Genomic DNA, 19,135 nt, shown 5'->3' with positions numbered 1-19,135 from the left:
TGTCGGTCTGCTGTTTACTCGAGTGATAAAAACTTATAGTTCAAAATCACTCAGGTCGTCAGCATTAACTTCAGAGTCAATTTGGCCGACTAGATAAGAGCTCACTTCTACTTCCTGTGGGGCGACCTGAACGTTATCAGAGACCAACCAAGCATTGATCCACGGAATTGGGTTAGAGCGAGTTTCAAACGGTAATTCCAGCCCAACCGCTTGCATACGAATATTAGTAATATATTCCACATACTGGCACAGAATATCTTTATTCAGGCCAATCATCGAGCCGTCGCGGAACAGGTAGTCAGCCCATTCTTTCTCTTGCTGAGCAGCCAGCACAAACAGGTCGTAGCATTGCTGTTGGCATTCTTTGGCAATTTCCACCATTTCCGGATCGTCATTACCCAAACGCATCAGATTAATCATATGCTGGGTGCCGGTTAAGTGCAGCGCTTCATCACGGGCAATCAGACGGATAATTTTGGCATTACCTTCCATCAGTTCGCGTTCAGCAAAAGCAAATGAGCAGGCGAAGCTAACATAAAAACGAATGGCTTCTAGTGCGTTAACGCTCATCAGACACAGATAAAGCTGCTTTTTCAGGGCACGCAGGCTTATGGTAACGCTTTTACCATTAATTTGGTGGGTACCTTCACCCAGCAAATGATAGTAGTTGCTCAGTCGAATCAGATCGTCGTAATAGCCGGAGATATCCTTGGCGCGCTTGAGAATCTCTTCGTTAGACACGATATCGTCAAAGACAATTGCAGGGTCATTAACGATATTACGGATAATATGAGTATAAGAACGGGAGTGAATGGTCTCGGAGAATGACCAGGTTTCCACCCAGGTTTCTAACTCAGGAATAGAGATCAACGGCAGAAAAGCCACGTTTGGGCTACGGCCCTGAATAGAATCCAGTAGGGTCTGATACTTCAGATTACTGATGAAAATATGTTTTTCGTGTTCAGGCAAGGCTTGATAGTCAATACGATCGCGCGAGACATCCACTTCTTCCGGACGCCAGAAGAAAGAGAGTTGTTTTTCAATCAGTTTCTCAAACAGCTCATGTTTTTGCTGATCGTAGCGGGCCACGTTAACTGGCTGGCCAAAGAACATGGGTTCTTGTAGTTGATCGTTCTTATTTTGAGAGAACGTCGTGTAAGTGTGAGCCATAATTTATCCCTGTCATAAGGGGGCAAATGCCCCCCTGAAATTCATTAGATCTTACAAGCGCCGCTTTCGCAGCCATCGTCGTCTTGCTTAGCCGGTAATAAATCTTCCTGAGAATCCTCAGCACCATCACGGGTGTTTTGGTAGTAAAGGGTTTTTACACCATATTTATAAGCCGTTAGCAGATCTTTCAATAGTTGCTTCATCGGGACTTTTCCACCCGGGAAGCGGCTTGGATCGTAGTTAGTATTGGCGGAAATCGACTGATCGATAAATTTCTGCATTAGGCCAACCAGATGCAGGTAACCGTCGTTGCTCGGTAGATCCCATAATAATTCATAGGAATTGTGCAGTTTTTCGTAATCCGGTACTACCTGACGCAGAATACCATCTTTCGATGCCTTGATACTGATATAACCGCGCGGTGGTTCAATACCGTTAGTGGCATTAGAGATCTGCGATGAAGTCTCTGATGGCATTAGGGCTGACAGCGTGGAGTTGCGTAAACCATGAGTTTTAATGCTTTGGCGCAGTGCTTCCCAATCATAATGAAGTGGTTCATTACATAATGAATCCAGATCTTTTTTGTAGTTATCAATGGGCAGAATACCTTTGGCGTAACGCGTTTCGTTAAACCATGGGCATGGGCCTTGTTCACGAGCCAGTTCGTTGGAGGCTTTTAACAAATAATATTGAATGGCTTCAAAAGCTCTGTGGGTCAGGCCGTTGGCGCTGCCGTCTGAGTAGCGTACGCCGTTTTTAGCCAGATAATAAGCGTAGTTAATCACGCCAATACCCAAGGTACGACGCCCCATAGAACCGCGTTGAGCGGCCAGAATCGGGTAGTCTTGATAGTCCAGCAATGCATCCAGAGAACGAACCGCCAGCACAGCTAAATCTTCTAATTCATCCAGACTGTCAATAGCACCCAGGTTAAAGGCTGAAAGCGTACATAGGGCAATTTCACCTTTTTCGTCATTGATATCGTCCAGCGGCTTGGTTGGCAGGGCAATTTCCAGACACAAGTTAGATTGACGAACCGGTGCAACAGTCGGATCAAATGGGCTATGGGTATTACAGTGGTCAACGTTTTGAATATAAATACGGCCGGTAGAAGCACGTTCCTGCATCATCAGAGAGAACAGTTCAACAGCTTTTATCTGACGCTGACGAATAGAGGAATCAGCCTCATATTTCGTATATAACCGCTCAAATTCGTCCTGATCGGCGAAGAAGGCGTCGTACAGTCCCGGAACATCTGACGGGCTGAACAGAGTAATACTTTCGTTTTTAACCAAACGCTGATACATCAGTTTGTTCAACTGAACACCGTAGTCCATATGACGCACGCGGTTTTCTTCCACTCCGCGGTTGTTTCTTAATACCAGCAGGCTTTCCACTTCCAAATGCCATAACGGATAAAATACGGTGGCTGCTCCGCCGCGTACGCCGCCCTGAGAGCAGGATTTTACCGCCGTTTGGAAGTGTTTATAGAATGGGATACAGCCAGTATGGAATGCTTCACCGTTGCGAATCGGGCTACCTTGAGCACGGATTCTACCGGCATTAATCCCGATACCTGCGCGTTGAGAAACATACTTAACAATGGCACTAGAAGTGGCATTGATTGAATCTAAACTATCGCCACACTCAATTAATACGCAAGAGCTGAACTGGCGAGTAGGGGTACGCACGCCAGCCATAATCGGGGTTGGCAGTGAGATTTTAAACGTGGAAATGGCGTCATAAAAACGTTTCACATAATCCAAACGGGTTTCGCGTGGGTAACGTGAGAACAGGCAGGCCGCCACTAAAATATAAAGGAACTGGGCACTTTCGTATACTTCACCAGTAACGCGGTTTTGAACCAGATATTTCCCTTCCAGCTGTTTAACGGCCGCATAGGAGAAATTCATATCACGCCAGTGATCGATAAAGGAATCCATCTGCTCAAGCTCTTCCTGAGTATAATCTTCCAGCAGATGTTTATCGTATTTGCCTTGTTCAACCATGTCTTTCACATGTGCGTATAGCGCTGGTGGTTCAAACTGACCATAGGCTTTTTTACGCAGGTGGAAAATGGCCAGACGGGCTGCCATATATTGATAGTCAGGAGAGTCACGTGAAATTAAGTCTGCCGCAGCTCGGATAATCGTCTCATGGATGTCGGACGTTCTAATCCCATCATAAAACTGGATGTGTGAGCGTAGCTCAACTTGAGAAACAGAAACGTTTTCTAAGCCTTCCGCTGCCCAGTCGAGAACCCGATGAATCTTATCGAGATTAATGCGTTCCTTGCTGCCATCGCGTTTAGTGACTAATAGACTTTGATTCATAGCGTAATACTACCTTTCCGTAAGGACTGTGTGATTTAATTCAGGTATTCGTAATGTTACGAGCCTTGTGTGGTTTCGTAACTAAAACACAATATATAGGGGTGTTTAGGAATATAAGCTACAAGATAGTGTTCTATGATGTTTTTTGCAAGTGAACAAAATCGGGCAAATGTGTGGATAACTTTTGGGATAAGCGCGCTAAGTTACCGTGGTATCGGAGGTTATTAACCAATGGTCTTATGATAATAGGATACTTATTTTTGGTAAAATATTTTTCAACTGCCGCTTTATTCAACACTTGGACTTTTACTCAACAATAAGCGTTGACAAACGACGTTGTTAACGCTTTAGCAACATAATAATCATTCATCGCGCGTACAGTGAACCATATAGTTAACGTCAACATTTCCGCCTAACTTAAATGACTTCATGAGGGGATTGTAATGTAACCCGGTCATATGGCGTTCACGTAGCGTAGTGCTATCAATCCAGCTTATTAGTTCGGATGGACGAATAAATTTATTAACGTCATGGGTGCCTTTCGGCACCATGTTCATCACATATTCTGCACCAACCACCAGCATGAGCCAAGCTTTGGTATTACGGTTAATGGTTGAGAAAAATACATGACCACCTGGTTTGACTAACAGGGCACAGGCTTGGACAACCGATGCCGGATCGGGAACATGCTCCAGCATTTCCATACAGGTTACAATATCGTACTGTTCGGCGTGTTCTGTGGCATGGGCTTCAACGGTTTGCTGAACATATTCAACCGGTAGGGCGCTTTCCAGTGCATGCAAACGGGCAACCTGTAAAGGTTCTGAGCCCATGTCCAATCCCGTGACCAGTGCACCTTCTCTGGCCATACTTTCAGACAGAATACCGCCACCGCAGCCGACATCGAGAATTTTCTTGCCAAAGATACCGTTGGCGCGTTGCTGAATATAGTCCAGACGCAGCGGATTTATTTGGTGTAATGGTTTAAACTCACCTTCGAGATCCCACCAGCGTGAGGCGACTGCTTCAAATTTAGCAATCTCTTTGTGATCGACGTTTTCTGATGAGTTCATACGGCATACCTGAATGGGTGATATTAGAGAAGGGCAATTATACCTGAGTTCATAATAAATTTGTCATCTTGTCTTTGTGAACTGTTTTTTCTAACTAAATAAATGCGTTAGCTTTTCCGGATTCATCAGCGTTGATAAGACCTTACTTATCATAGGGTGTGAAGATTTATCTTCGTAGACTAAGATAAAGCGGTGAAAATTAGAAACAAGCTGCGTTATGTGATATAATTTTGCACCTTTTCCGGGCTGATAATATTAGAGGGATAGCGGCTCCATGAGCGACCTTGCCAGAGAAATTATGCCGGTCAATATCGAAGATGAGCTTAAAAACTCTTATCTTGACTATGCGATGTCCGTTATTGTTGGGCGCGCATTACCAGATGTTCGAGATGGACTGAAGCCAGTACACCGTCGCGTATTATTCGCAATGAACGTACTCGGTAATGATTGGAATAAACCATATAAAAAATCGGCGCGTGTAGTCGGCGACGTAATCGGTAAATACCATCCGCACGGTGATAGTGCTGTCTACGATACGATTGTTCGTATGGCACAGCCATTCTCCTTGCGTTATATGCTGGTCGATGGTCAAGGGAACTTTGGTTCCATTGACGGTGACTCAGCCGCAGCAATGCGTTATACCGAAATTCGTATGTCGAAGATGGCTCACGACCTGTTGGCGGATCTTGATAAAGAAACCGTTGACTTCGGGCCAAACTACGACGGAACAGAACAAATTCCTACCGTATTGCCTACCAGAATACCTAACCTGCTGGTTAATGGTTCTTCTGGTATTGCGGTCGGTATGGCAACTAACATACCGCCACATAACCTGGTTGAGGTCATCAACGGTTGTTTGGCTTTTATAGAGGATGAAAACATTACCCTTGAAGGGCTGATGGAACACATCCCAGGACCTGACTTCCCGACCGCCGCGATTATTAACGGCCGTCGTGGTATCGAAGAAGCATACCGAACTGGCCGTGGTAAAATTTACCTCCGCGCTCGTGCTGAAATCGAAACCGATGAGAAGACGAGTCGTGAAACGATTATTGTTCATGAGATCCCGTATCAGGTGAACAAAGCTCGCTTAATCGAAAAGATTGCCGAGCTGGTAAAAGACAAGAAAGTTGAAGGCATTAGTGCTCTGCGCGACGAGTCGGACAAAGACGGTATGCGTGTTGTGATTGAAGTGAAGCGTGATTCCGTTGCGGAAGTCGTGCTGAATAATCTTTATTCACAAACTCAACTTCAGGTCACTTTTGGTATCAACATGGTTGCCCTGCATCAGGGACAGCCAAAATTGTTGGGCCTGAAAGAAATGTTGGAGGCGTTTGTTCGCCACCGCCGTGAAGTGGTTACGCGCCGGACTATTTTTGAACTGCGTAAAGCCCGTGAGCGTGCACACATCCTGGAAGGTCTGGCGATTGCACTGGCCAATATTGATCCGATTATTGAACTGATTCGCTCTGCGTCGACGCCTGCGGAAGCAAAAGTCGCACTATTGGCTCGGGCATGGGATCTGGGTAACGTTGCAGCGATGCTTGAGCGCGCTGGTAACGATGCCGCTCGCCCTGAGTGGTTGGAACCTGAGTTTGGAATTCGTGATAACCAGTATTATCTGACCGAACAACAGGCACAGGCTATTCTTGAGCTGCGTTTACACCGTTTGACCGGCCTTGAGCATGAAAAACTGCTGGATGAATATAAAGAACTGTTGATGCAAATTGCGGCACTGATCTTTATTTTGGAAAATCCAGAGCGCTTAATGGAAGTGATTCGTGAAGAGCTTGAAGCCATTCGCGATCAGTATAACGATCCACGTCGCACTGAAATTACTGCGAATACTGCCGATATCAATATCGAAGATTTGATTGAGCAGGAAAACGTGGTTGTGACCTTATCGCATCAGGGCTATGTGAAGTATCAGCCTCTGTCTGATTACGAAGCACAGCGTCGCGGTGGTAAAGGTAAGTCAGCAGCACGCATTAAAGAAGAAGACTTTATTGATCGTCTGTTGGTAGCCAATACCCATGATACGATTCTTTGCTTCTCCAGCCGTGGTCGTTTGTACTGGCTAAAAGTTTATCAGTTGCCAGAAGCCAGCCGCGGAGCCCGCGGTCGTCCAATCATTAATATTCTGCCGCTGGAACCGAATGAGCGTATTACCGCCATTCTACCGGTGCGTGAATATGAAGCTGGGCTGAACATCTTTATGGCTACCGCTAGCGGTACCGTGAAGAAAACGCAATTAACTGAATTCAGCCGCCCACGTAGCGCTGGTATTATTGCGGTTAATCTGAAGGAAGGCGATGAGCTTATTGGCGTTGACTTAACTAATGGTAGTAGTGAAGTCATGCTGTTCTCTGCCAAAGGTAAAGTGGTTCGCTTCTCTGAGAAACACGTACGTTCTATGGGACGTACCGCTGGTGGCGTTCGCGGTATTAGATTAGCGGATGATGATAGAGTGGTTTCACTGATCATTCCTAATATTGATGGTGCTGTTTTAGTCGGCAATACTGATGAACTACTGGTAAGCGATGCTGAAGATCTCAATATTGAAAATGCTGATATTGAAGCGTTGGATATTGAAGATATCGAAGCCGAAGAGTTAATCGTTGAAGAAGATGAAGATATTGATGGTTCAGAGGAAGATTCTTCCACTGGTATTGGCGATATTCTTACCGTAACTGAAAACGGATTCGGAAAACGTACGCCTTTGTCCAGCTACCCAGTCAAGTCTCGCGGTACTAAAGGCGTTATCTCGATTAAGGTGAGTGAGCGCAACGGTAATGTTGTCGGTGCGGTTCAGGTCGATCACTGCGATCAAATTATGATGATTACCGATGCAGGTACTTTAGTGCGTACTCGCGTATCGGAAGTTAGCGTAGTTGGCCGTAATGCTCAAGGTGTAACGCTGATTCGTACAGCGGAAGATGAGAATGTGGTTGGTCTGCAGCGCGTTGTTGAGCCTGAAGACGATGATGAAGAAATTTCTTGCGGTGATGAAGATGAGCAAGAAATGTCGAATGCACCATCAGCAGACGTTGCCGGTGATGCTACAGATGAGCCGAAAGACGAATAATCTGTCAGCTTAATCTATTAAAAAAGCCAGCATAATGCTGGCTTTTTTGTTGGCTGTTATTTAAGCGTTAAATCAGCTATCGGGAGTAAGTGGTTTGGTCATCGATATAAGCGGTATATATAAATTGAATAAAATACTACCGGCTGAAGCTAGTGATATAAAAATATAATAATATCTTTTAATTAACTACTCTTATTGGTTTTTAAGTAATAGGGTTTTTATTATTAAATTTTCCTATTTATTTGATAATGTTGATTTTTTAGTGTCTTAAATGTGTGAGCTCGTTCAAGAATAATGCATTGAATTTTTTCGCTTGGTGAGTTTTACATTTGCTATTGATATGATGAAAAAGAAAATAACATACTAATATTAATTATAATTTTTGAGGTAGGGATGAAAAAAATACTACTGGTTGTTCCTATGATTTTAGCGCTTTCGGCGTGTAAAATTGATATGGCATCAAAGATGAATTTTTCTGATTTAACGTCAGAAACGCCCAAAGAAGTATCGGGTATGATTACCGTCGAAGTTCCTGCTTGTAACGACTATCGAGATTCAAGAAAAGAATCCAAGTCATTGACTGAAGCTAAGACTAAGATCCCAGGTGTGTTTGCTGGAGCTAAATTTAAAGAGTGTTACACCAGTAATATGAAGTCTCTGGCTGTTTTTGACACCGTGTTCCATGCGGGTAAAGTGGTTGACGGAAATATTACACAAGACGTTCTATTTTACGGCAATGAAAATATTGGTTTAGGTATTGCTATTTCGGAGTCTTTTAAAAATAAGATAAAGAAATCAATGGATAGATTATCGCTGGGTGTAACAAAGCTTAATATTTTAGTTGAAGTAAAAAACGATTCAGCCAGCGACTTAAAATTAATTTTCTTATCTTCGTATGTAAATTTTGGTGATAAGAAATATACGCCTATTATTTACAGCGATCTGGCCGTGAAAAAAGACAGTACTTTTACGGTTAAATTGTCAGATACATCGGTCGATCATTTAATCGAAAATAGAGCTACGATACTAGCGATACGCTCTCAATAAGCAACGTTATTATAGCGAATTGTTAGAAAAACTAGACTGCACCTAAAAAGTTGGATATCAACTGGTTAAGGTGCAGTTTTTGTATACACATATTTATGTGCTTGTAGATTGCTTGATAACTTAAACTTAAGCATTACTGGTAAGCATCAAACCAGTCATCTGCACTTTCCCAAGTTTGCTGTAAGATTTCAGTGACCAGTTCTTTATCCGTTTTCATTCCGCCCAGCACGGTAACGTCATTGGCGGTGCCACGACGAACCCTGACCCGAACATCGGCAAAATGACAAAACAGGCGTTTTTCAAGCTCTTCCTTTAATGCGGCTTCAGCCCCTGCTGGCAATCGATCTTCTTTGCGTATAGAAATTTCAACTTGCATCTTGAACCTCAATAGCACTGTTTAAAATACTGTATATATATATAGTATATTAAGGCGATTTTATAATGCAACAGGATATTGATTTTTAACGCGGTCAATAGGCTGTTTATTGCAATAACTATAATAATTTCATTAAGATATCCATAAGTATTGTTTGCGTATAATGAGGTAAACGCGCTTTAGTTAAGGATATTCATTCTGATATCTTAATTTGCGGAAGGGGAAAACTCATGGAGAAGAGCGATGTTGGTCATAGGAAGAATGATAATAACTTAAAAGAACCCGCATTGAGCGGGTTCTTACTGCGCCGAAAGTCTAGGCGTTAGATTCTTCGCGCAAGATATTGTAGAGCTCATCTTTGATGCGCAACTTTTCTTTTTTTAACTGTGAAATTTGATCGTTAAGCGTATTACGGCTGACGGCTTCTAGCCGGAGGATTTCGTGGTCTAACTTATTATGTTTATCGAACAGCGAATGAAAACGAGTATGAGTAGTTTTAAGCTGAGAGATTAGATCTCTGTATTCTGGAAACATAACACCTCCCTAAAATAATGTACGAATTATTATTATAGTCAGCGAATAGCATATATAAATCGGATGAATGTCACATTGTGAAGCTGTTGATAGAAAATAAAGTTATCGATGGAATTAACTAGTTACTTGCCACTGATTATTCGGTAGTAAGTTTTATATAATATCGCAAAATAAAAGCTGCTAATAAATCAGCAGCTTTGGATTTATAGGTTATTAAAGAATAGGAAGGGCAATACTTGCTACCATTGCGGCACCAGAGAGGCTAGTCCCGACAATCCCTGCCGCCATAACTGCGAAACCCAGACCACCGGTAAGCGGCCCACTAATTGCTCCCAAAACGATGGTCGGAATAAACAAACTAAGACCAATTCCAGCTGGTACTGCTAATAAGCCAAATCCGCCATTTACCGTTTCAATTTCTGCCAGAGTTAATTCTTTCATTATGTACTTCCTTATAAGAATGATAAAAAATAGTATTTATTTTGTTGCATTCGTATAGTACATAACTGCTGGTCATTAATCTTATGGGATTTATCTTTATTTATTTTCTTGATTCTTAGTGCTAATTATTTTCCTAGAGTATGGCGTATTTTTTACTTATATCTTGTAAGGTGTTTTGTTTATCCAAAATCTAATTATAACCACAGGTTTTATAATGTTTTTTATGATGGGTTTTGAAGGAGGTGTCCAGATAGGAATAAATGTTTTTATAAATCTCTTATTTATTCTGAAATATTTATTATAATGTTAATTCTGTTTCTATAAATAAATCATGATAATAAAAATATATGATTTTTAACGTTGTATAACGTTATATTACAGAGATTTTTAATATATTGTAACGCTGGTAATTTATTCTGTTTCTAACTTAACTGGTTAATGGTTTCGCCTTCGTTAACGCGTTCCGTTGCCCTTCCGTTTCTGCGTTGTAGTTATCGAGTGTACAGTTCTCATATAATTTCTGAATGCTTGAGCGTCCCATCACTGTGCGGATTCTAGCTTGCTTGATAGTCTCGGCGATCTGAGCGCTAGCAATGAGGCCTTGCTCATCGTGCCACGCCCTCAGTTCATCAGCGGTTTTAAACTTCGGTTCAATGTGACTCGGCACCGCTTGCTTAAGGCGAGCTAAAAAATCAAATGCTTTTGTCATTAATCAACGTGATTTTGGTTATCTTCCACACCGCTCCCCTTGAAGGGGATAAATACATATGCCAATAAAAGAACCCCAAAACTACAGCTCATTTAGTTATGTGCTGATTTTAGTCATGACGTTGCTTGGTGCCGTTGCAAGCTACGCCTATCGAATCCTAAACGGTGAAGAATTCCGCTGGTCGATTCTTCTACTACAGGCGATTGTCGCTATTTTTGCTGGTGCTCTGGTTTTGCTTGCCGCGAGTTATTACACATGGGCAGCTGAGTTTGCCAGTGGTATTGCTGGCCTAGCTGGTTGGTCTGGAGCTGAATTTATCAAAGTGCTCGAAAAGCGTTTTCTTAAAAGAATCGGAGGTCAAGGCGATGATAATTAGTCAAAAGGGCATCGACCTAATTAAGGTTTCGAGTCTCGGGAATTGAAAGCTGATGTTTGTCCAGCTGGTGTGTTAACGATCGGATACGGACACATTGAGGGTGTTAGGTGTGGCGATATCATTACCGCGATAGAAGCTGAACAATTGCTTAAAGTTGATCTCGTTAAGTTCGAAAGAGATGTCACTCAGCTTGTTAGGGGCCATTAACTCAGGGGCAATTATGATGCATTGTTTTGTTGCTGCTCCATGCCTGCTGGCTTGGTAATCAACTGAGCCAGTTAAGAAATGAGAAGCAACAGGCTGTGGTGGCGTTAGCAGAGGAGCGGGCTTATTCAGCCAAACTCCAGAAACAGCACCGGCAGATTTAGGAGGTGATAGATAATGTGGCTGAGCAAAAGCAGGTTAGTGATAATCGGACCAAGATCTGCAAAAACAACTTACAGCCACGCAGGTCAATAGTAAGTGCGTTACTGTGCCTGACTCTGTCACTCAGCGGCTGCGTGAACGAGTCGCCGAGGTCAAGGCCACCGCTGCTAATACCAAAGGCGCTATTTCGACCGTGCCTAGCCCCTGATTATCAGGTGCGTTATTACGGCGATTATCCCTGTTATGTCGCTGAGCTGCTGGCAGTGATTGAGCAGTGTAATAACCAGATATCAGCGATAGAGAAGGTGGATAACTCTCGCGGGAGGTGATTCAATCTTGTTGACGGGTAAGCCGTAAGTCAGTTAGAAACTTAGGGATATAAGGTAAATCTATCGTGCATTATGCTGATGATTACGATATTCGTTTTGTTTTATGCTGAAGTTTAGTGAAATACGAGATCTCCTTTATTAGGTGTTAACAACTATTAGTTGTATATTAATGGTGCTGTATATATATACAGTTATCATTGGTTCAAAAAGGAGTTAATACATGAGTAAAGAGAGCCGTACCCTCTCATCCCGTGATGAGGAACCTATTATTAATTATCTCGGAGAGGGAAAATTTAAATTTAAGTCACAGGACGCAGCCTGCTATATGCATCCATTAGGCTGGGTTGCCGATAACAATAGAGGGGGTATTTCATTGTGTTTTACCACGGAGGAAGAGAATTGCCTGGCTTTATTTAAGCTTACCGGCGTTCAACCTGTGCCTGTTTATACCCCAGAAATGGCCACTGCGTCGAGCAATGCATTAAAGGCAGCGGGCATTATGGCGTTAAGTCGTGCACCGGGAGCGATACAGTTCTCAATTGCAGGGAGCGGGGTATTGACCCCCGTTACACAAGTTGCGAGCGCTGTGTCCGGAGCCATTGCACGCGCACTTGCGGCATTGGCCGCAACAGCGACGGCAAGTACAGCGGGTCCAATTGCAGCGGCAGTCGTCATGGGAATGTGGCCTTCAGAGGCTGGACAAGGCAGTGATAAATGGAACGGGCAAAATCTGGCGCTATTATCCTTACCATTGACAACCCTGTCAGGAAAACAGACCGTCTTGCCGGGCAGGCCAACCATCGACTTACCTGCCCGGGGTTCGTTGATGATGAATGGCAACCAGCTTGAGTTTAAACTGCTGAAAACAGGTGGGGCACTGTCAAAAGCGGTACCAGTGCTTAATGCGGTACGGGATGCAGTGACCGGACTGGACAGTATCATTATACCCGCTATGGGTGGAGTACCAGAACGAACTATCCTGATCAATCCAGCACCAACGGGGCCAATGTTTCCCCCTCATACCGGAAACAGTTCGCCGAAGCCGGTCACGCCGGTGCATACCGGTACGACAATCGAGACGATTGATAAGCCGCTGATCCTCACCACACCAGTACCAGATGAAACGTTTGACTTTATTTACTGGCAACTGGATGCTAAGGGCTCAGGGGTTGAGCCGGTTTATGTGGTGGTTAGTAGTAATGGCGATGCATCAAAAGGTTTTAATCAAACTGAAATAAAAATCATCAATGAGGCTCAGGGAATTTTAGATTCCAAAGTTATGGATCAGATCAAGCAAGCACACTCAAAAGGTCAGGCAGTAACTGTTGTGATTAATAATCGGATAATACAATACGAACCTAATTTACCAGCTTCAGGAATGACAATGTTTGGTGACAATGGTTTCTATCTTGGACCTGAAGCCTTTAAATCAAAAGTTGAATTACAAAAAACGGTGTTACACGAATTATATCGATTAAATACCTCAAATTCTGGTAACGGAGTTTCTGAGGCTTTAGCTTCTCAAGAGACTTACGCAGCTTATGATTTTGCAGAAAAAGCATCTAGTACTTTAAGGAGTAAGTAGTATGAATAGTGAAATAACAAAACGATGGGTTGATGCAGCAATAGCATTAAAAGCAGATTCAACAGCAAAAACTCTTTGCCCCGTTTGCCAACAAGGTTTTTTAAAAGTGCAGGATGTAAAAAATAAAGCTAATCCTTTAGAATTTGAGCGGCATCTGACCTGTGATACATGTGGTGCATATAGTTCTCTAAGAATGAGTTTAACTGCAAAGTAATCTAATACTCCCCTTCTAATCAATGGTGAACTTGTACAACAGGCTGTCGATATGCTATCGGTGGCCTTTTTTACGTCTGAAGGCGAGTGGTAATGAACTGGCCTGAAACGTTCGCATACAGCATCGGTGCAATCTCCAGCGCTATCGTTATTATCGTATTAATTTGGAAGGCTTAGCTATGGAACAATCACGGAAAGAGTTTGAGAAAATGATATCTGAAACTCACGACCACGCGGCATATCGATTAAGTAAAGAAGATGGGTAATATATTAATTTAGATATATCTCAAAAATGGGAGAGCTTTTCTAATATTTGGGATCTAATTCTCAAAAGTATTGCCATTGAATTACCAGACCCAATACTCATTAAAATTGATGGAAAAGCTGTTGTGTTCTACCTAACGCAAAGGGTGAGTATAGCGGGCGTAACTACAATACGGATAAGGCCGGTGGTCCGATCCAGAATATGGACTGGAAAGGGGCTAAGATTGACCGCTTGGAAAAGATCCTGAAAGGTGAACTTGCAGTCACTGATACCGATAAGCGTTTTTATACCCATGAGATCAGGGAACTTGAACGCTATAGAAATCTGGGGATTAAAGATGGTGAACGCCCCAAAAATCCATCTGAGGTTTGGAATAACACCCATACTGCCACTCTAGAAGACTATAAGATTAATGAGAAAATGCACTCGTTATATACGCCTGAGGCTGAGGAAGCCTATCGCAAAGCAGAGGAGGGAAAGTGATGTTAGATCTTGAAGGTATTTATAAAAACGAGAGTGTAGAAGATGTTCTTCTGCATTTTGCTCCACGAACTCCTTACCCAAGTATCGATCGGATGTATGTTAATTACAAATTCGAGATTGTTGCGAATGGTCATTTATTGGAAACATATCAGCGAGTAATCCGCGAAGGTAAGTTGTTAGAAAATGGAAAACCGCTTCCAGAAAAAGACCCGAACTGGAAAGAACCAAAATTTGTAACCAATAACAAATACGGTATCGAATAACTATATCCGTAATGAAAGTTTAGCCCTGACATCTGTCGGGGCTTTTTCATTTCCGGCTTTTATTACAAAGCTCATTCACTGCGTGGGCTTGATAATGATTACCTCCCCCGAAGAGGGGCTAGGTGGAGTTGTCACGAATAGAGAGTAAGTGACGAGTACATAGTACTGACTGAGTAATCATGTTCAACGCTGTTGTTTACTCTGGAGTCTAATGAAGTTAAAGCATCTGTATCACTTCCTGATTTTAATAATTCTGCTTTAGCTGCACGGGCTTGGGCTGATGAGGTAGAGCAAAAGTTATTAATAGAAAACCAAGAGTTAGCAACTAAAGCCTTGTTTCACGATGCGGTAGCAGTGGCGGAGGATGCAATCAGTATTGCTCAGGCTGCTAAGTCATTAAACACTGGTCGTAATCGCCTATGCTCATTTATGCGCCAGAAAGGCTGGATGACGCGAAAAAACGAACCGTACCAGTCTAAGATTGAAGCTGGCCTTCTGGATGTGAAGATCAGCAAATACAATCATCCAGAAAATGGATTACAGCAATCTATCACTACATTGGTCACGGGTAAGGGGTTAACCAAGCTACATACTCTGTTTAATGAACAGAGGGGGTTGGCATGATGGAGACTTTACACCTGGATGGTAATCAAGAAGTGTCAATTTTTCAGCTATGCTCCTTTCTGCGTTGCTCCGGTTATTTCAACAAGAATGAGTTATTCACACTTGCATTTGAAATATTGAGAGCACTTGAGAAGGAAGACACCAGAGAAAACCCAACCCATTAAACCAAACCCTCTTCGGAGGGTTTTTTGATATGGTTTTTACCCTAGTTTTACCCTAATTTAAATTCAGACATAAAAAAATCAGCCATAATAGGCTGATTATTCAGGGTAATTTGGTCGGCACGAGAGGATTTGAACCTCCGACCCCCGACACCCCATGACGGTGCGCTACCAGGCTGCGCTACGTGCCGAACACAGTGGGTAATACTACCGTTTATTATCATTATTGCAAGAGTAGAACGCAACGATTGCTTTAGTTTTAATCAGTTAGCGATAAAACGTTTAACTTCGGTTAGCACCTGTAGTAGCAGCGCCAGACTCGGTTTTTCATCTTTCTGGCGATGGTAATTGGCATCGTAAGTCTTATAGTGGCCATCCGTGCCAATCAAGATAGTGTGATTGGGTTCAATGACTACCAATTGTTTTCCATCCCCAGCGGTAATCCATGGGTAGCGGCGTTGAGCATTAAATAGGTCTTCACCTTGGGTATAGGTGCTACCGGCATTTTTTACCTGTAACAAACGCTGCATTAGCGTGGCCATAATATCTTCGTGATTGGTCAGCTTATCAATTTTTTGCGCAGGCGTATTCGGCCAGTGAATCACCAGCGGAACCTGTAATTGATAACGACTGTAGTTTTGACCAAATCCCCAATTATTTTGGCCTGAGTCGTTAAACTCCACACCATGGGCCGCAGTAATCACAACCACGGTTTTATCCAGCAAACCACGTTGTGATAAGGTTTGCATCACATCAGATATTTGTTGGTCAATATCCTGAACTGAAGAGCGATATGCCTTAATAAAGCTATTAGGGGCGGTGTTACCGTTGATCTTCTGGATATCATTATTGCTATATTGGATATAAGAGAACCAAGGCGAGTTACCCGATACTCTTTCTAACCATTCTTGCCACTGGGCTGTAGTTGATTGGTTAGCCTGAGCAATTGGCTGTGGTAATGAGAAATCTGACAGTAGAGCCTGACGGTAAAGTGGGGTATTAAATCCAGATGAAGAGAACAGGCCAAACTGATAATTACGCTCACTAAGGGCGCTAATTAACACCGAAGGTTTTCTGCCGGCTAAAATTCCATCAATATACGTGGGGGAAATGCCGTAAAACAGGCCAAACAGACCGGTATCTTGCTGGTTGCCGGTACTGTAATGGTTAGTAAATTGAACGTTGCTATCAGCCAGAGATACCAAATTAGGCATATCTTGAGCGATGCTCTGATTGCGTATCCCATCCACCACAATCATCAATAGGTTGGTATTGCTTTGGCTATCGAGGTAGCTCAGTTTTGCCAGTGGATATTCAACCTCAACCGCTTCAGGATTTCCTTGCTGGGTGAGTTTGCTTTGGTAGGCCTGAGCATCCAATAAACCGTGTTTTTCCAGAAAACGGCGAGCGGTCATCGGATAAGACAGCGGTAGATTGGACCGCTGCATAGTGATCGGACGATAGAAATTAGCATCTGCCCAGATATAGGCCAGATGAGTAAAAATAAAGGCGCTGATAAAAATACCGGCCAATGGCTTGCCGAACGTTTGTCGGTTCAGACTGCGTAATTTCTGCCAGCTCCAGGTGCCGAACAGCATCTCAATCAGGAAGATAATCGGTACGCTGATAAACAATATTTGCCAGTCGCGAGCCAGTTCACTCTCGTCCGGGTTGATTAACAGACTCCAGACGGTAGGGTTGAGATGTAGCCTGAAGCGGAAGAATACTTCAGTATCGATAATGAGTAAGGTTAGTCCGGCGGTAGCCAGAATCGCAGAGATCACCCGCATCAACCGCTGAGACATAATAATAAACGTCAGCGGGAACAGAATCAGTAGATAAACCGCGAAAGTGATAAAGCCAAAATGTCCCAGCCAGCTTACCAACGCATATATTCGGCCAAATAGGGTGCCTGGCCAGTCGGTAATGAACAAATAACGGCTGCCCAGCACCAGGCTGAGTATGATATTAAAGAGAGTAAACCAGTGTCCCCAGCTTATCATCTGGGAGACTTTCTCTTTATATTGCTGACGGTTTGTTACCATATTCACTTTCGGGTAAACAAATTAATGGGCCTTATCATCTCTGATGGAAGCTTGTAACGCTTCAACAAAAGAACGAACAATCGCCGGTCGGGTGGCGGGTGCAACACTGGTATTAATCAGGTTAGTCACCATATTACCTAAAACCATCAGCGACAGATCAGTCGGCGTATGGTTTTTTTCCAGAACGTTAACCAGATCGGTGAGTAATCGTTCTACTTGTTCATCACTATAACGGGAAGCTTGTGGCATAAGTTTGTGCTTTATGTACTTATCTAATGATTTAAAGTCGCCTATCTTAACGTATAGATAGATTCTTTTCTGTAGTTTATATAGAAAATCTTACTTCTAATCCTGATTAATAAGACGAATAGAGCGATTACCCTTCTCAGGAAAAAGGTTATTTGCTGATATAAGGTATATAGCCTATAAAACAAAACTGCGCGAAGCCGAGCATTTAATACTGAATTTGCACAATGGCATCTGTTATGATGTACGCCATTATTTGAGGTCGTTAAGCACCGTGTTTTGGGATGCTGAGAGGAGTTTTTATGAGTCTGGATCTTGATCAGATTGTTTTACATCAGTTGATTAAACGTGATGAACAAACGCTTGATGTTGTACTGCGTGATTCACCGTTAACTAATAATCAGGCTACGGAAGACATGGTGGCAGAGCTGCACCGAGTCTATAGCGGAAAAAGTAAAGCATTCGGATTATTTAATGTCGAGAGCCAGTTCGCCGAAGCATTAAAAAGCGCGCGTAAAGGTGATGAGACCTTTCTACAGTTCACTCGTAACAGCACTGAGCTATTACGGGATGAACTGGCGAAATACCCTTTTGCCGAAGGCGGTATCGTTGTTTTTTGTCAGTACCGCTATCTTGCAGTTGAATATCTGCTGGTTGCTGTATTAAGCAGCTGTAACAGTATGCTGGTTAACGATCAGCTAGATATTACCACAACCCATTATCTGGATATCGATCGGGCAGATATCGTTGCTCGAGTAGACTTAACTGAATGGGAAACCAATCCGGAATCTGTGCGCTACCTGACTTTCCTCAGAGGGCGAGTAGGAAGAAAAGTCTCCGATTTCTTTATGGATTTTCTGTCGGCTAGCGAAGGGCTGGATGCTAAAGCACAGAACCGTGGTTTACTTCAGGCGGTGGATGATTACTGTGCGGAAGGCCAACTGAATAAGAATGAGCGTCAATCTTATCGCCAGCAGGTTTATACCTACTGCAATGGTCAGCTACAGGCAGGGGAAGAGATTGCCATTGAAGATTTGGCGAAAGAGTTACCACCGGTAGGGGAGAAGGATTTTCAGCAATTTACCAATGATAATGGTTATGAGCTAGAAGAACACTTTCCTGCAGACCGTGGGACATTGCGTCAGTTAACCAAGTTCTCCGGCAGCGGTGGCGGAGTGACCATCAGCTTTGATGCATTGCTGTTGGGGGAAAGAATTTTCTGGGATCCGGCCAGTGATTCATTGACCTTGAAAGGGCTGCCACCAAACTTACGCGATCAATTACAGCGCCGTTTAAGCGGTGGTGATAATTAATCGTCATTTTAGTGGTTATTACCCACAAAAAACGCCGCTAATGCGGCGTTTTTTACGTTCACTGTTAATTTAACAATTAACAGCACTCATGACATCAA

General features: G+C 43.1%; 19 protein-coding genes, 1 tRNA gene and 1 pseudogene. 11 read left to right on the top strand and 10 right to left on the bottom strand.

The window, feature by feature from the left end; all coding sequences use genetic code 11:
- Nucleotides 1-33 precede the first annotated feature (33 nt).
- The 3 genes from nrdB to ubiG all read right to left on the bottom strand — a co-directional run bounded on the left by nrdB (nt 34) and on the right by ubiG (nt 4,576).
- The gene (gene nrdB / locus EL341_RS11240) at nt 34-1,170 is read right to left on the bottom strand and encodes a class Ia ribonucleoside-diphosphate reductase subunit beta (protein WP_047781439.1); all 1,137 of its coding nucleotides are present in this window, start codon (nt 1,168-1,170) and stop codon (nt 34-36) included.
- A 44-nt stretch (nt 1,171-1,214) separates the two neighbouring features.
- Complete coding sequence (nrdA, locus tag EL341_RS11235) at nt 1,215-3,503, bottom strand: class 1a ribonucleoside-diphosphate reductase subunit alpha (RefSeq protein ID WP_047781438.1); 2,289 nt, start codon at nt 3,501-3,503, stop codon at nt 1,215-1,217.
- A gap of 362 nt (nt 3,504-3,865) precedes the next feature.
- Nucleotides 3,866-4,576 (bottom strand): bifunctional 2-polyprenyl-6-hydroxyphenol methylase/3-demethylubiquinol 3-O-methyltransferase UbiG, encoded by a 711-nt coding sequence (gene ubiG / locus EL341_RS11230; protein ID WP_126467800.1) that lies wholly within the window; start codon nt 4,574-4,576, stop codon nt 3,866-3,868.
- A gap of 274 nt (nt 4,577-4,850) precedes the next feature.
- On the opposite strand from ubiG, the gene gyrA reads away from it, so the two are divergent.
- Together gyrA and EL341_RS11220 are read left to right on the top strand one after the other, a co-directional pair.
- Entirely contained in the window at nt 4,851-7,661 is a 2,811-nt protein-coding gene (gyrA, locus tag EL341_RS11225; protein ID WP_126467798.1) for a DNA topoisomerase (ATP-hydrolyzing) subunit A, read from the top strand.
- A 393-nt stretch (nt 7,662-8,054) separates the two neighbouring features.
- Nucleotides 8,055-8,708, top strand: a complete 654-nt coding sequence (locus EL341_RS11220) for a DUF7424 family protein (protein ID WP_074822721.1) — start codon at nt 8,055-8,057, stop codon at nt 8,706-8,708.
- A gap of 133 nt (nt 8,709-8,841) precedes the next feature.
- Here the strand turns inward: EL341_RS11220 and EL341_RS11215 are convergent, their stop codons facing one another.
- From EL341_RS11215 to EL341_RS11200, 4 genes are all read right to left on the bottom strand, one after another.
- Nucleotides 8,842-9,084 (bottom strand): DinI-like family protein, encoded by a 243-nt coding sequence (locus EL341_RS11215; protein WP_047781435.1) that lies wholly within the window; start codon nt 9,082-9,084, stop codon nt 8,842-8,844.
- 315 nt (nt 9,085-9,399) lie between these two features.
- Nucleotides 9,400-9,618, bottom strand: coding sequence for a DUF465 domain-containing protein (locus EL341_RS11210; RefSeq protein ID WP_047781434.1), 219 nt, complete (start codon nt 9,616-9,618; stop codon nt 9,400-9,402).
- A gap of 213 nt (nt 9,619-9,831) precedes the next feature.
- Nucleotides 9,832-10,059 carry a hypothetical protein gene (locus EL341_RS11205; protein WP_047781433.1) on the bottom strand — a complete coding sequence of 76 codons (228 nt, stop codon included), beginning with the start codon at nt 10,057-10,059 and terminating at the stop codon, nt 9,832-9,834.
- 427 nt (nt 10,060-10,486) lie between these two features.
- On the bottom strand, nt 10,487-10,768 hold the full coding sequence (locus tag EL341_RS11200) for a P-loop NTPase family protein (protein ID WP_074822725.1): 282 nt from the start codon (nt 10,766-10,768) through the stop codon (nt 10,487-10,489).
- A gap of 58 nt (nt 10,769-10,826) precedes the next feature.
- Here EL341_RS11200 and EL341_RS11195 point away from each other — a divergent pair, with 58 nt between their 5' ends.
- The 8 genes and pseudogenes from EL341_RS11195 (at nt 10,827) to EL341_RS11165 (ending at nt 15,272) form a co-directional block, all read left to right on the top strand.
- Nucleotides 10,827-11,144, top strand: coding sequence for a phage holin family protein (locus EL341_RS11195; RefSeq protein ID WP_074822728.1), 318 nt, complete (start codon nt 10,827-10,829; stop codon nt 11,142-11,144).
- Between the two features lie 69 nt (nt 11,145-11,213).
- Nucleotides 11,214-11,351, top strand: a complete 138-nt coding sequence (locus EL341_RS17820; protein ID WP_408634905.1) for a glycoside hydrolase family protein — start codon at nt 11,214-11,216, stop codon at nt 11,349-11,351.
- Nucleotides 11,352-11,515: 164 nt separating this feature from the next.
- Nucleotides 11,516-11,839 (top strand): Rz1-like lysis system protein LysC, encoded by a 324-nt coding sequence (lysC, locus tag EL341_RS17850; RefSeq protein ID WP_428480393.1) that lies wholly within the window; start codon nt 11,516-11,518, stop codon nt 11,837-11,839.
- 220 nt (nt 11,840-12,059) lie between these two features.
- Nucleotides 12,060-13,424, top strand: a complete 1,365-nt coding sequence (locus EL341_RS11185) for an S-type pyocin domain-containing protein (protein ID WP_074822733.1) — start codon at nt 12,060-12,062, stop codon at nt 13,422-13,424.
- A 1-nt stretch (nt 13,425) separates the two neighbouring features.
- On the top strand, nt 13,426-13,638 hold the full coding sequence (locus tag EL341_RS11180; RefSeq protein WP_074822736.1) for a hypothetical protein: 213 nt from the start codon (nt 13,426-13,428) through the stop codon (nt 13,636-13,638).
- Between the two features lie 402 nt (nt 13,639-14,040).
- Nucleotides 14,041-14,385, top strand: a pseudogene (locus EL341_RS11175) (S-type pyocin domain-containing protein); the annotation flags it as partial.
- Nucleotides 14,385-14,648, top strand: a complete 264-nt coding sequence (locus EL341_RS11170) for an immunity protein (protein WP_074822740.1) — start codon at nt 14,385-14,387, stop codon at nt 14,646-14,648. The pseudogene EL341_RS11175 and the gene EL341_RS11170, both read left to right, overlap by 1 nt.
- Before the next feature lie 192 nt (nt 14,649-14,840).
- A complete protein-coding gene (locus tag EL341_RS11165) occupies nt 14,841-15,272 on the top strand; it encodes a phage antirepressor KilAC domain-containing protein (RefSeq protein WP_164720459.1) in 432 nt (143 codons plus the stop codon).
- 275 nt (nt 15,273-15,547) lie between these two features.
- Here EL341_RS11165 and EL341_RS11160 read toward each other — a convergent pair.
- The 3 genes from EL341_RS11160 to EL341_RS11150 form a co-directional block, all read right to left on the bottom strand.
- Nucleotides 15,548-15,624, bottom strand: a tRNA-Pro gene (locus EL341_RS11160).
- A 72-nt stretch (nt 15,625-15,696) separates the two neighbouring features.
- Nucleotides 15,697-17,478: an LPS biosynthesis-modulating metalloenzyme YejM gene (gene yejM / locus EL341_RS11155; protein ID WP_074822751.1), complete on the bottom strand. Its 1,782-nt coding sequence runs from the start codon at nt 17,476-17,478 to the stop codon at nt 15,697-15,699.
- A 21-nt stretch (nt 17,479-17,499) separates the two neighbouring features.
- Nucleotides 17,500-17,727: a YejL family protein gene (locus EL341_RS11150; RefSeq protein ID WP_047781431.1), complete on the bottom strand. Its 228-nt coding sequence runs from the start codon at nt 17,725-17,727 to the stop codon at nt 17,500-17,502.
- A gap of 299 nt (nt 17,728-18,026) precedes the next feature.
- On the opposite strand from EL341_RS11150, the gene yejK reads away from it, so the two are divergent.
- Nucleotides 18,027-19,037 (top strand): nucleoid-associated protein YejK, encoded by a 1,011-nt coding sequence (yejK, locus tag EL341_RS11145; protein WP_047781430.1) that lies wholly within the window; start codon nt 18,027-18,029, stop codon nt 19,035-19,037.
- The last annotated feature ends 98 nt before the right edge of the window (nt 19,038-19,135 follow it).

It is taken from the genome of Pragia fontium (assembly GCF_900638655.1).
In the GTDB taxonomy this organism is placed as follows: Bacteria; Pseudomonadota; Gammaproteobacteria; order Enterobacterales; family Enterobacteriaceae; genus Pragia; species Pragia fontium.
Note: the sequence above shows the minus strand (reverse complement) of the source record. Positions and strands in the feature narration are given on the sequence as shown.